General features: G+C 38.0%; 13 protein-coding genes. 4 read left to right on the top strand and 9 right to left on the bottom strand.

Annotated features, from left to right (window positions below; all coding sequences use genetic code 11):
* Positions 1–289: 289 nt before the first annotated feature.
* From B5X64_RS15985 to B5X64_RS15970, 4 genes are all read right to left on the bottom strand, one after another.
* Positions 290–1,345, bottom strand: coding sequence for an alpha/beta hydrolase (locus tag B5X64_RS15985; RefSeq protein ID WP_079466185.1), 1,056 nt, complete (start codon positions 1,343–1,345; stop codon positions 290–292).
* 1 nt (position 1,346) lies between these two features.
* Positions 1,347–1,838 carry a (R)-mandelonitrile lyase gene (locus B5X64_RS15980; RefSeq protein WP_228418957.1) on the bottom strand — a complete coding sequence of 164 codons (492 nt, stop codon included), beginning with the start codon at positions 1,836–1,838 and terminating at the stop codon, positions 1,347–1,349.
* 19 nt (positions 1,839–1,857) lie between these two features.
* Positions 1,858–3,063, bottom strand: a complete 1,206-nt coding sequence (locus B5X64_RS15975; protein ID WP_228418955.1) for an MFS transporter — start codon at positions 3,061–3,063, stop codon at positions 1,858–1,860.
* A 70-nt stretch (positions 3,064–3,133) separates the two neighbouring features.
* Positions 3,134–4,009: a helix-turn-helix domain-containing protein gene (locus B5X64_RS15970; RefSeq protein ID WP_079466183.1), complete on the bottom strand. Its 876-nt coding sequence runs from the start codon at positions 4,007–4,009 to the stop codon at positions 3,134–3,136.
* A 169-nt stretch (positions 4,010–4,178) separates the two neighbouring features.
* Here B5X64_RS15970 and B5X64_RS15965 point away from each other — a divergent pair, with 169 nt between their 5' ends.
* Both B5X64_RS15965 and B5X64_RS15960 read left to right on the top strand, forming a co-directional pair.
* Positions 4,179–5,222, top strand: coding sequence for an aldo/keto reductase (locus tag B5X64_RS15965; protein WP_079466182.1), 1,044 nt, complete (start codon positions 4,179–4,181; stop codon positions 5,220–5,222).
* Positions 5,223–5,393: 171 nt separating this feature from the next.
* A complete protein-coding gene (locus B5X64_RS15960) occupies positions 5,394–5,855 on the top strand; it encodes a hypothetical protein (RefSeq protein WP_123920887.1) in 462 nt (153 codons plus the stop codon).
* A gap of 130 nt (positions 5,856–5,985) precedes the next feature.
* Here the strand turns inward: B5X64_RS15960 and B5X64_RS15955 are convergent, their stop codons facing one another.
* Positions 5,986–6,423 (bottom strand): nuclear transport factor 2 family protein, encoded by a 438-nt coding sequence (locus B5X64_RS15955; RefSeq protein WP_079466180.1) that lies wholly within the window; start codon positions 6,421–6,423, stop codon positions 5,986–5,988.
* Positions 6,424–6,547: 124 nt separating this feature from the next.
* On the opposite strand from B5X64_RS15955, the gene B5X64_RS15950 reads away from it, so the two are divergent.
* A complete protein-coding gene (locus tag B5X64_RS15950; RefSeq protein ID WP_079466179.1) occupies positions 6,548–6,934 on the top strand; it encodes a winged helix-turn-helix transcriptional regulator in 387 nt (128 codons plus the stop codon).
* Positions 6,935–7,056: 122 nt separating this feature from the next.
* Here B5X64_RS15950 and B5X64_RS15945 read toward each other — a convergent pair whose 3' ends face one another.
* Positions 7,057–8,049, bottom strand: a complete 993-nt coding sequence (locus B5X64_RS15945; protein ID WP_079466178.1) for an NADP-dependent oxidoreductase — start codon at positions 8,047–8,049, stop codon at positions 7,057–7,059.
* Positions 8,050–8,273: 224 nt separating this feature from the next.
* On the opposite strand from B5X64_RS15945, the gene B5X64_RS15940 reads away from it, so the two are divergent.
* On the top strand, positions 8,274–8,645 hold the full coding sequence (locus tag B5X64_RS15940; protein ID WP_123920885.1) for a hypothetical protein: 372 nt from the start codon (positions 8,274–8,276) through the stop codon (positions 8,643–8,645).
* A 53-nt stretch (positions 8,646–8,698) separates the two neighbouring features.
* Here B5X64_RS15940 and B5X64_RS15935 read toward each other — a convergent pair whose 3' ends face one another.
* From B5X64_RS15935 to B5X64_RS15925, 3 genes are all read right to left on the bottom strand, one after another.
* The gene (locus B5X64_RS15935; protein ID WP_079466175.1) at positions 8,699–9,499 is read right to left on the bottom strand and encodes a helix-turn-helix domain-containing protein; all 801 of its coding nucleotides are present in this window, start codon (positions 9,497–9,499) and stop codon (positions 8,699–8,701) included.
* Between the two features lie 59 nt (positions 9,500–9,558).
* On the bottom strand, positions 9,559–10,578 hold the full coding sequence (locus B5X64_RS15930; RefSeq protein ID WP_164463435.1) for a DJ-1/PfpI family protein: 1,020 nt from the start codon (positions 10,576–10,578) through the stop codon (positions 9,559–9,561).
* Between the two features lie 123 nt (positions 10,579–10,701).
* Positions 10,702–11,676 (bottom strand): NADP-dependent oxidoreductase, encoded by a 975-nt coding sequence (locus B5X64_RS15925; protein ID WP_079466173.1) that lies wholly within the window; start codon positions 11,674–11,676, stop codon positions 10,702–10,704.
* Positions 11,677–11,821 lie beyond the last annotated feature (145 nt).

Below are 11,821 nucleotides of genomic sequence, written 5' to 3'. Positions count from 1 at the left end.
GGTACTTCTGCGTGCATTGAAAATATTTTGGTCGAAAGTAACTGATCAACTTCCGGGTAAGTGTCTATAAGGGGATTACCTAACATAGTCCATATAAAATGGCAAGCCTGAAATGCCAGTAACAGAGAGCAGCTATTATTTGATGTAAAGAAAGGTTCAATAAAAGAAGGGTAAAATACTGATGTATTTTACCCTTCTTTTATTGAAAAAAATATTTTAATCGTCAGTATGTAAGCACTGTACCAATCGATATCGACATTTTTCACTGTCTATAACAGTTAACGGATAATTACTTTAAATTACTTTTAAAGTAATTGTCCAATTTTTCAAACGGGATCACATCTACTTTATCATATAAATCAACGTGAACAGCATTTGGAATAATCATCAATTCTTTCGGTTCAGAAGCTGATTTGTAAATATCTTCACTGAAATATCTTGAATGCGCATTTTCTCCGGCAATCATCAACATTGGCCTTGGGGAAATTTCTTTAACATAAGTTAAAATTGGCATATTCATAAATGAAACCGGATTGGTTGCCAGCCACGCACCATTTGAGTTCAAAGAACGTTCGTGGAAACCTCTTGGTGTTCGGTAATAATCAAAATACTCTTTTACAAATTGAGGTTCATTTCCGGTTAATTTTTCCGGTAAATTTCTTGGTCCTTTCGTAGGTTCTCCGGCTTCTGCATCTTTCCAGCGTTGCTGACCTAGATCTTCTAATGTTTTGGTTCTTTGTTCAGGTGTTACAGAATCGTTGTAGCCTTTGGATATCACTCTTGTCATATCGTACAGACTTGTGGTTGCGACGGCTTTAATACGTTTATCTATTGCAGCTGCATTCAAGGCAAAACCTCCGAAGCCACAGATTCCTATAATTCCGATTTTGTTCCTGTCCACATTTTTTTGTAATCCCAGAAAGTCAATCGCAGCGCTGAAATCTTCGGTGTTAATTTCCGGTGATGCTAAATTTCTCGGCTCACCACCACTTTCACCTGTGTAAGAAGGGTCAAATGCGATAACAGCAAAGCCTCTCTGTGCCATTTGATCGGCATACAGCCCTGATGATTGTTCTTTCACTGCACCGAAAGGTCCGCTGATTGCCAACACTGATAATTTTTCATTGCCTACATTTTTTGGAAGGTATAAATCACCAGAAAGTGTTATTCCGTAACGGTTTTTGAAGGTTACAGCGGTTCTTGTTACTTTATCATTCAATTTGAATGTATAATGCTCTTTTTGTTCTGTTGTTTCCATTTTTTTTGAATTTGATTTTTTATTTTGAGCTGATAATTGTCCCGCCGACAATGTAATTACAGCCATAATTAATGCTACTTTTTTCATTTTACTTTTCAGTATTAACGTTATTAAATTCTTCGTCTGTAACTGGTTCAAGCCAATTCACCTGCACATCATTTTTAAAATTAGTAATTGCAATATGTGTCATAGATGTGCTTGCTGATGCCCCGTGCCAATGTTCTATGTTTTCCGGTATGTTGACTACATCCCCTTTTTTAATCACTTGTGCGGGCTTATCCTTTTCCTGATAAAATCCAAACCCTTCGGTTACAATCAAAACCTGTCCTTTTGGATGGGTGTGCCAGTTGGTTCTTGCTCCGACCTCAAACGTTACGGCTCCTGCAGAAAATTCATTGTTTTTATCGTTGACAACCAGAGGAGACAAAAAAGCCTCGCCTGTAAACCAATCTTTTGGTAATCTATTTTCCTTTGGAAATAGAGATGTTGGGTTTTCATTTTTCATTGCTTCTTTATTATTACAGCTCATTATCGCGCAAACAATCACCGCTGGAGCGATTACCTTTTTGAAATTTTTCATAGCGATTACTGATGAACATTTAGTTTATTGATACCGTTTTTGATTTTACTCTTTTATCTGATACTTCTCTAAGAACCATAGTTAAAACTGCCAGTATTCCAAATACGGCTCCAACCCACGGAATAGAAGAAATTCCCACGTTTGCAATAAACCATCCGCCAACAATTGTTCCTGTGGAAACACCTAGGTTTCCGAATGAAGACTGAAGACTGTTTGCAAATTCTGGAGCTTCCGGTGCGGCGTCAATCATATAAGAAATGGCCGTTAAGAAAGCCGGACCGTACATTATTCCCCAAAAGCCAATGACTATAATTTGGAAATAAAAGTTTTCGCCGGAAAACTGTAAGATCACGGGGAGTACTATACTTCCTGCCAGGAAAAATGCGGTTGTGCGAACAACATTTTTAGATAATAATCTTCCTGCTAACCAATTGGCAACAACCCCTGCTACACCGAAAAGCAAGAGCATATAACTTACCTGTTGTCCGCTCATCATTTTCACTTTCCCCAAATAATCTGCGAAATAACTGTAGGTTGAGAACCAAGCTGAAATCAACAGTACATTGAATACAATACTGATAATAAATCGTGGTTTTTTCAGAATCAACAATTGACTCCCATAGGACAATTTCTCTTTAACAGGCATCGTTGGAATGAATATGAAAATTCCAGCCAAAGCAATCAGCGAAATAATTCCCTGAATGACAAAACTGACTTGCCATCCGTAAAGGCTAGACATATATGTAGTCAGTGGAATAACGGTCACCTGCGCCAATGCAATTCCGCCAATTACAATTCCCATTAATTTATGCTGTTCTGCTTTGGAGGCTGTTCGAATAATTGTTCCAACAGCAGCAGAAAAAAATACGGGTTGCAGGATTGCAGGAAAAATTCGAAACAGAACCAAAAGCCAGAACGGCGGTGCAAAGGAAGAAATAATATTAGATAGTAGAAAAAGTAAAATTGCCCAAAGCATCATCTTTTTTCTATCGATTCCAGAGGTTAGAAGAACGAGAAAGGGTCCGATGAGAAAGATCGTCAAAGCAAATGCACTCAGCAATAATCCAGCGCTATCAATCCCGATATTGTAATGCGAGGCAACTTGTGGCAAAACGCCAATAATTCCAAACTCGGTACTGATAATACTGACCGCTCCCAAACAGCCTGCGTAAGCAATTTTTTTAATTCCTATTTCCCTGTTTTTACTATCCATATAACTGTTCATTATTGTAGAACAAAGTTACTTTTGGATTGCTTTTAGATAATAACGATTATCAAACCAAAAATTAAGAAATTCAAACTTCCGTCAAACGAAAAGCTTTTGGGTTGGTGCCGGTTTGTTTTTTGAAGAAATTATTGAAGTAGGTTGGATATTCAAACCCTAGTGCGTAGGCAATTTCGGAAATACTCCAATCTGTATGTTGCAGTAACGCCTTTGCTTCCGTGATAATACGTTCTGTAATATGTGTCGTTGTAGATTTATCTGTGATTTCCTTCACGGCCCGGTTAAGATAGTTGATGTGCACATTAAGATGCTGCGCATAATGTTGCGCAGTTTTTAATTGAAGTGGATTTGCAGTCGTTTCAATTGGGAATTGTCTCTCTAATAACTCTAAGAAAACTGATGTCAGTCTGGAAGATGCATTTTTGTTCTGTTCGTAATTTTCCGACGGCTCCATCTTCAACGACTCGTGGATAATCAGGCTGATGTAATTGCGTATCAACTCATCCTTAAACACATAATTGCTTTCCTGCTCCGCAATCATTTTCTGAAATAGGGTATTGAGAAAAATTCTTTGCTCTTCAGTAATTTTCAAAACTGGTGTTCCACCAATCTTAAAGAATGATGACTGTTGCAAGCTCTCGGAACGTTCGGAATTTTTAAAAAAATCTTCAGAGAAAAGAATAGTATAACCCACGTAAGTTGTAGAAATCGTTTCCCAGGAGTAAGGAATATGCGGATTTCCAAAGAAGAGAATTGTTCCTTCCTGTTCATACGTTTTATCAGAATAGTGAATTTTGCTATTGCCGGTGGTGAGGCAGATTTTATAGAATTCTTTTCGGCTATAAGTTCTCGTATCACCACTGTCTTGTTCAATCTGAAATGCTTTAAAACCTTGAAGTTTCAATTCATTATTAAACTCCGACACAACTCTAACAATCTTTTCCATTTTACAAAATTAAGAAATTCAAATATAGATCTTGTAAATAATAACAAATATTATAATAAGCAATTCCAAAATCGTAGTTGATAACCTTTTAGTAACGACTAACAAAATGTAATCAAATATGGGGTAATTTTGCCCATAAGAATTACATCTAATCTTAAAATTAAAAAAAATGAATTATAAATTGTTAGGTAAAAGAACAGGTCTTCCTGTAAGCGATCTTGCTTTAGGAGCAGGAAATTTCGGACAGGCGTGGGGCTATGGTGCAGAAGCCAAAGAAGCAGAAAGGATCATTTCACTTTATACGGAACATGGCGGTAATCTGATCGATACGGCAGATACTTATCAATGCGGTGAATCAGAGGAGATTCTTGGAAAGGCAATCGCTACCAAGAGAAATGATCTTGTCATCAGCACCAAATATACCAGAGGTGTTTTTCCGGGTCAGGCGTTAGGAACATTGGGAAATCATCGTAAAAGTATGGTTCAGGCGGTGGAAGATAGCTTAAGAAGATTAAAAACCGACAGGATCGATCTTTACTTTGTCCATCAGGATGATTTTTTCACGCCTATCGAGGAAATAGTCCGCGGGCTGGACGATCTTGTCCGAGCCGGAAAAATTGTGTACGGCGGTATTTCCAACTTCCCGGCCTGGCGTATCTCTGCTGCTGCAACACTCGCTGACCTTCGGGGATGGTCTGCCGTCAGCGCCATCGAAGTAGAGTACAGTCTTCTTCAACGTGAGACAGAACGAGATCTTTTACCAATGGCAGAAGCAATGGGATTGGGTGTATTGGCCTGGTCACCGTTGGCTGGCGGACTGTTGACCGGAAAATACCGGAAAGGTGAAAGCGGCAGGGCTACTGTATTTGCAGGGAGTAATCCTTACCAGGGTGGTGAGATTGCAGAAGCAGTTCTTGACAGGCTATTTGCTATCGCTGAGGTTCTTGAAAGTGAACCCGCATTGGTGGCACTTGCCTGGCTTAAAGCTAAAAATGTCATTCCAATCCTTGGACCACGCACGTTTGAACAGCTCGAGTATAATTTGAAGGCGGCAGATCTTCATCTTACCGATGAACAGGTTGAAAGTTTGGATGAGGCAAGTTCGATAAAGATGGGATATCCCCACGATTTTAACAGAGCACCGGAAAATAGGTCAACTCTTACCGGAAATAAGGTGGATCTGATCAAGAAGCCAACGATCACTGTTCTCTAAATTCTACTGATAGTGACCATTTTTAATGCTGTTTCATTGCTTTATGGGACAGCATTGAATTGTATAAATGAAAGTATGGCTTTTACTTTACAATAAATGATGACCGGACTGTGTGTTTTGTTCAAAACCAATGGGTACGACACCAATGTTTAACAGAGTTAAAAATGATCTATGATATTTGACAACATAAAAAACAGGTTGGATGAGCTTTCTATCTCAACGGGAACTCTTCCCTATATTCTCAAACCTTTTAAAGTTGATGGCAATATTAAAGAATATATTCCTCAACGGCATCTCAAAGAATATACTCAAGGAATTGCTTTTTTTATCTCTGAATTTTATACTAGGGATGATTTTCACGATTATCTCATACACAGCAAAGAATACTTCAATCTCACCAATGAGGATAAGCGTATCGATTATATGCTTCAGCAGTTATCTAAATTTGAAGATGGAGAACAATTCAATGATTGGAAAAACAAGCAAATGTATATTGCTTTGGGAATTGCTCTGTTTGAAATTAAAAATTCTCGCAGAGCTTATGAAGAGGTATGTCCCGCTAACCTTCAGCTTTTTGAAGAATCAATAAAAATTGAAAATGGTACTTTAAAAGAGGTTCTATTGTTCAGATAGATTGCCTGACCTTTATAAGTTAAAGCTTTTTCCTGAGGGATGCTGCCAAATTAAAATTGATTTTTGGAAAGCGTAAAGCCTTGTAACAAAATGTGTTGCAAGGCTTTACTGTTTAAATGCGCACAGAAGATCAAGAAATTGACCTTGATTCGATGATCAGGAAATGGGCCACACGGTCTTTGATCAGCCATTTTTCATTTTGCTTCACATAGAGGTCGTCATATTTTACACTATAGTCGGTCAAGATATCTTTTCCTTCAGCTTCCCTGATCATTTTGATCTGGGCGAAGGAAATGCCGGTGGCAGTTTCGTTTTCAATCTTTACAGTATGCTGCCCGTTGAGCGTAAAATACGTTTTCACTTGTGAAGCGTGAAGATTGAAATCCCGTTCCATATTTTCCCTTCCTGAAACGTCTGCTACCAAAGCACCATTCATATGGACCTTATAGCTCACATCTGGTGTGAACAGATCCATTACTTCGGAGATCTTCCATTCATCACTTAAGTAAGCATAGTCATCGATCAGGTTTCTCAGGTCTTCCTTTGTCTTTAAAATTTCTAGTGTCATAATTTTGTTGTTTAATGAATACTGAAAATTACTTTCTGTAATTAATGTTGACAAAATTATACTATATTTGCTTACAATTTATTAGTCGTTACCTAAAGGTTATGAGCTAATCAAAAATAAAGCTATGGCAGATACACAGGAAAATCAAATAGATAACAAAGCATTTACTGAAGAATGCCATAAAGTTTTAATGGCCATGTCGGATGCTTTGTATGCGATCGGAGGCAAGTGGAAACTGATGATCATCATTGCTATGGGAAGAGGTAACAAAAGATTTACAGAGATCCAAAGACAGGTAGCGGGAATTTCTGCGCGTGTTCTTTCAAGTGAATTAAAGGAACTTGAAATGAACGGTTTCATCATCAAAAAAGTAGAAAATGGATATCCGGTAACGATCGAGTATGAACTGCTTCCTTATAGTTACACTCTGGAAGAGGTAGTCGCTGCCATGACAAAATGGGGAATGCAGCATCGTGAGAAGGTAAAGGCTGAAATGTCCGCTGAAAAGTAATTTAGGTTTTTTTTGGTTGATAAAAATGTAAAGAATCAACAAACAAAATCAATAAGAAAACTTCAAATAAAAAAGAGACTTCCACGAATAGAAGTCCCTTTGTTTTATTTCAAATGATCAGATTACGGAACAAGAATTATTTTGCCCACAGCATTTTTGGTTTGAATGATTTCATGTGCTTTAGCCATTTCTGCCAAGGGGAACACGTGTGAGGTATAGGTCTTGATTTCTCCTTCAGATAAAAGTTGAGCGATAGTTTCCATATCTTTAAGATAGGTATCATTGGGCGTCACATTCACTCGCTGAACAGTTATGTTCCTCTCTGTCTTTGCCTTGTCAATAAATTGTTGGTCGGGGTAAACCACAATGCTTGACAAAATACCTCCATCCTTGAGTGTTTTCAATGAACGGGCCAAATGGGTCTCTTCAGTACTGTTGACGTCTGCTTCAACCCAAACGGCATCGTGGACGATGTCGGCATCGTTGATAAAATCTTCAACCGCCTGGGTTTTATAATCAAAGAACTCGTCAGCGCCGAGACCTAGAACAAAATCTTTGTTATCACCAGATGCTACTCCAACAACATATGCACCGAAATGCTTTGCGATCTGTACAGCATAATGACCAACACCTCCTGAGGCACCGTAAACAATGACCTTATCGCCTTTCTTAACCTTTGCAAGCTTCACCACTGAAGCCCAAGCAGTCAAAGCAGCCATTGTTGCACCTGCTGCTTCTTCGAAACTGACATTTTCCGGTTTGATGACCAATTCATGTTCCGGTGCGGCAACAAACTCTGAGTATGCATTTGCCTGACCGATAAAGTTGAAATTCCCAAAAACTTCGTCTCCGACCTGAAATCTGGTCACAGTACTTCCAACTTGAGTTACAATACCAGCCACGTCCCATCCCAGAATGATATTTTCTTCATTACCCTTAAGCGCATAGATCATTTCCAATGCAGCCTGATTTCTACGGACAAAAGCATCTACCGGATTAATGGCTACTGCCTTTACTTGAACCAGAACTTCGTTTTCTTTGATGGATGGTACAGGAACGTCTGCTAAAATTAAGTTTTCAGGACCGCCTACTTCTTTTAAGATTATTGCTTTCATTATTTATTGTATTTAAAATGATTGGTCAAAGGTAGATTCAATAATCTGCTTTTTTTTTGTTCATAATGTCAAATTTACTTTGCTGAGATTGTCAAAAAGCAGTTGGTAGTAATTTTAAATGACATTTTGAACAATGTTTTTTTGAAATTTTTAACAAAGAGTAATTGTCGGTTTGAAGCTAATTTTGTATTTAATTAATCAACCAATAATTAAAAACATTTAAAATGTCAGAACAATCAATTTTACGACTTACAATGTCTGCAACAGTGGAGCCCAGTAAATGGGAAAAATTAGAACAATTGATGGCAGCTGCAAGAATATCTATACCTAAAGAAGGGGATGGGGTCTTGATCCATGAATGCCATTACAATCCGGATACTTTGGAAATTATTTTTCTTGAGTCTTATGCTGATGAAAATGAATTGATAAAGCACGCACAGGCATTTGGTCCGGTAATGAATGAGCACAAAGTTGATTGGAAAATCAATCGAATCGACCTGCTTGGCAACTATTCTGACGATATTTTTGCCATGATGAAAGGAATGGCAGGTGGTGCAACAGTAAATCTTTACAGCAATGTATTTAAAAATAAATAGTAATCCGTTAAGGATTACTATTTATTTTTAAATTACTCTAACTCTAAAACCAATCATAATTCTGAGGGTGAATACCCGAACTGTTTCTTAAAGGCAAAAGAAAAATGGGAGAGATTTTCAAACCCGATCTCAAGATAAATGTCTCTCGCTTTTTTGTCTTTTTTTGCTAATTGAAAATGTGCCAATTCCAGGCGCTTTTTTGTTAGCCAGCGTTGAGGAGTTATTTTAAAAGCTTTCTTAAAATCCCTTATAAACGTAGAAAGGCTGCGCCCTGTGAGATATGCGAATTTTTCGATTGGCATATTGAATTTGTAATGCTTTTCCATAAAATCAACCAGATTGATTTTTCCTGGTTCAGAGAAATCAGAGAGAATACCATCTATACCGGGCTCAATGTACCTGAGAATAGAAATAGCTTCTTCGAACTTCAGTTTTTCAATATTTTCAGGAAGTTTTTGCTCCAATTCAAAATAAGGAAGGATGGAAGAAAAGAAACTTTTCAATAATGGCTGCTCACTTAAGATCCGAACAGAAAGATCTGGTGAAACATCAGGATTTGGACTTTCTTTGGTGTAAAATGCTTTCAGCCTTTCCACCGTCAAACCGAATACTATAGCCTTGTAAGGTCTCCCGTCTTTAGGTTGCTTTATGACCGCAGATATTTGATTTCTCGGAAAAAGCAGCATACTGTCCGCACCAAATGTATAGGATTTATCTGCCTGAATGATCTTCATTTCTCCGGAAATGATGAGTACAAAAGAATGAAAGTCGAGACTCAGATCGTCTTTATAAATCCCATCCTCAGTGACAGTCCAGACAAGATCTGTGAATTTATTGAAGTTTTGTTTTGCCATCTTTCGATTATGTGTTTAGTCTGTTGTAAAAAAAGAGATTAAATTACAGATTTTTCTGCTTAATCAATATGAGATTTTTTATTTATTACACCCACTATTTCTTGTAATTTTTGCGTCAGGGCATCCATTGCCTGTGGACCATTGCCTGTCAGGAGTTTAAACTTTTGATCATAAACTACGTGGATAGCAACAGGATTATAACTGTTAACAATATGGTAACCATCTTGTTTAAGAACATCTTCAACAATATACTCAAGTCTGGTCTTTTTTCCTGGAATTTTTGGATAGGCCATTTTTACCGCAATCATTTCTGCAAGTTTCGAAGATACGGTTATATTCGCACCTTTAAAATTCTTATTGTCAGTAAGGACGGGCTTTCCATTGGTAAGAATTCTGTATTTGGCAGAGGTCAAAGCTACAGGTCCATGACAGATCATAGATATCAAGATATTTTCCTCTCTCAATCTGTTCATCAGTTCACCAAGGTGGGGATTGTCGTAAAAATCGACCATAGGGGCATGCCCACCCGGAAGATGTACGAAATCCAAATCTTTAAGCTTGAACACGTCTGTAGATCGTACATCTTTTTCGAGCAGCTCTTCAAGAGAGAAAAAATACTTTTCAGTCAAGGTGCTCATTCTGCTTTCTATGTCTGGAATGATACTTCTTACCTCCTTGTCTGTATTCGGAAGTAGCTTTGATATATGAATCTTACCCAAATGTTTGAATGCCGTATTCAATTCTGATTCTCTTCTGGAAGCCAATTCTGAATACTTTTTTCGAAAACTGTCAGCATTAAATTTAAACATCTGATCTATTATCGTACCCATTGTAATGCTCCCGGTCTTATCAGCTGCATGCATGCTTAATGCTAAACCGTTGATATCCAACTGCGGTACTTTTCCGTCCGGTGTAGCAAAGATAAAATCATGTGTGTCTTCGAATGCATGCAGTACTTTGGCTAATTCTATGAGAAAAAATCCGGTCGATATGCCTCCGTGACCAACGGGTTTTGAAAGAGGCAGTATTTTCGCTGAAGAGATCACGATAAGTGCCTTTTTCTTTTTAGTTGAATCCATAGTCATTGATATTTAATTTTGAAAATGAGCTGCATCTCTTAAGATGCATAAAAGGATGATAGCTTCGATAGATCAGGGCTTCATAATAGAGTAAGCACAATAGTTATCGAAGCCCTGTTATCTTTATAGTTTGATAACTATCTTTCCTTTAGTAGTGTGTGTTTCTATCTGCTGATGTGCCTTTTGGGTTTCCTCTATTGCAAATTCCTGAGAGATGTGGGTTTTCATTTTACCCATATCCAAGAGTGACCTGATGGCTTCCACATCTCCGATATGGTCAGAAGAATCAGTCACATTCATCCTTACAACGGAAACCTTTCTCTTTTTCATTGCCATCTCTATGAAATCAACACTAGGATATACCATCAGGCTGAGAAGTGTTCCTCCTGGTTTAATCGCATTGAGTGAACGAAGGATATGTGATTCGTCATTTCTCCAAACTGCATCGTGAACTAGATCAGCGTCCGTAATAAGCTCTTCAAAATTTTGCGTCTTATAGTCTACGAATTCATCTGCGCCCAATGACAGTACAAAATCTCTGTTTTCTTCAGATGCCACTCCAATTACATGGGCACCAAAATGTTTTGCAATCTGTACGGCAAAATGTCCAACACCTCCGGATGCCCCTGTTATAACAACTTTATCACCTTTTTTGACCTTTCCATATCTAACAAGTGAAACCCAGGCTGTCTGTGCTGCCATGGTTGCACCTGCCGCCTCCTCAAAACTGATGTTGGATGGCTTCAAAGCCAAATCAGTAACTGGAGCACTGACATATTCTGCGTATGCTGCTCCATATCCGAGGAAATTGATCATTCCGAAAACCTCATCGCCTTTTTTAAATTTGGTGAAATTCTTTCCTGTTTCAGTGATGATACCTGAAACGTCCCAACCCAATATAATATGTGGATCTGCGGTTGTAGAGGCACTGACCAGGTTCCACCAGTGTTCTACTTCACGTACATGCGCCTCTACGGGATTGATGCTGAATGATTTTACATTCACAAGGACTTCATCATCTGATATTGATGGAATTGGGACATCCGCAACATGTAGATTCTGTGCCGGTCCAAACTCCTTTAAAACAACTGCTTTCATATGTAATAATTTAACTATTGCAAAGTTATCTTGAACGCGGTAAAATAATTTTGCTTAGAATGTCAATTATTCTTTGTTTAAAATGTCAGTAGGGCATTATTACAATTTCTTCTGTAATAAATCATATTTTTGATATCAAACAAAA

The sequence above is a fragment of the Chryseobacterium balustinum genome (genome assembly GCF_900168205.1).
Taxonomy (GTDB): Bacteria; Bacteroidota; Bacteroidia; order Flavobacteriales; family Weeksellaceae; genus Chryseobacterium; species Chryseobacterium balustinum.
This window is presented reverse-complemented; position numbering and strand designations above follow the sequence as displayed.

What these genes read in the sequence shown, in the direction of transcription:
- B5X64_RS15925 (WP_079466173.1), bottom strand. Translation starts at nt 11,676, where the DNA reads ATGAAAGCAGTTGTTTTAAAGGAGTTTGGACCGGCACAGAATCTACAT.
- B5X64_RS15940 (WP_123920885.1), top strand. Translation starts at nt 8,274, where the DNA reads ATGTCAGAACAATCAATTTTACGACTTACAATGTCTGCAACAGTGGAG.
- B5X64_RS15980 (WP_228418957.1), bottom strand. Translation starts at nt 1,838, where the DNA reads ATGAAAAATTTCAAAAAGGTAATCGCTCCAGCGGTGATTGTTTGCGCG.
- B5X64_RS15935 (WP_079466175.1), bottom strand. Translation starts at nt 9,499, where the DNA reads ATGGCAAAACAAAACTTCAATAAATTCACAGATCTTGTCTGGACTGTC.
- B5X64_RS15955 (WP_079466180.1), bottom strand. Translation starts at nt 6,423, where the DNA reads ATGACACTAGAAATTTTAAAGACAAAGGAAGACCTGAGAAACCTGATC.
- B5X64_RS15960 (WP_123920887.1), top strand. Translation starts at nt 5,394, where the DNA reads ATGATATTTGACAACATAAAAAACAGGTTGGATGAGCTTTCTATCTCA.
- B5X64_RS15945 (WP_079466178.1), bottom strand. Translation starts at nt 8,049, where the DNA reads ATGAAAGCAATAATCTTAAAAGAAGTAGGCGGTCCTGAAAACTTAATT.
- B5X64_RS15975 (WP_228418955.1), bottom strand. Translation starts at nt 3,063, where the DNA reads ATGAACAGTTATATGGATAGTAAAAACAGGGAAATAGGAATTAAAAAA.
- B5X64_RS15965 (WP_079466182.1), top strand. Translation starts at nt 4,179, where the DNA reads ATGAATTATAAATTGTTAGGTAAAAGAACAGGTCTTCCTGTAAGCGAT.
- B5X64_RS15930 (WP_164463435.1), bottom strand. Translation starts at nt 10,578, where the DNA reads ATGGATTCAACTAAAAAGAAAAAGGCACTTATCGTGATCTCTTCAGCG.
- B5X64_RS15970 (WP_079466183.1), bottom strand. Translation starts at nt 4,009, where the DNA reads ATGGAAAAGATTGTTAGAGTTGTGTCGGAGTTTAATAATGAATTGAAA.
- B5X64_RS15985 (WP_079466185.1), bottom strand. Translation starts at nt 1,345, where the DNA reads ATGAAAAAAGTAGCATTAATTATGGCTGTAATTACATTGTCGGCGGGA.
- B5X64_RS15950 (WP_079466179.1), top strand. Translation starts at nt 6,548, where the DNA reads ATGGCAGATACACAGGAAAATCAAATAGATAACAAAGCATTTACTGAA.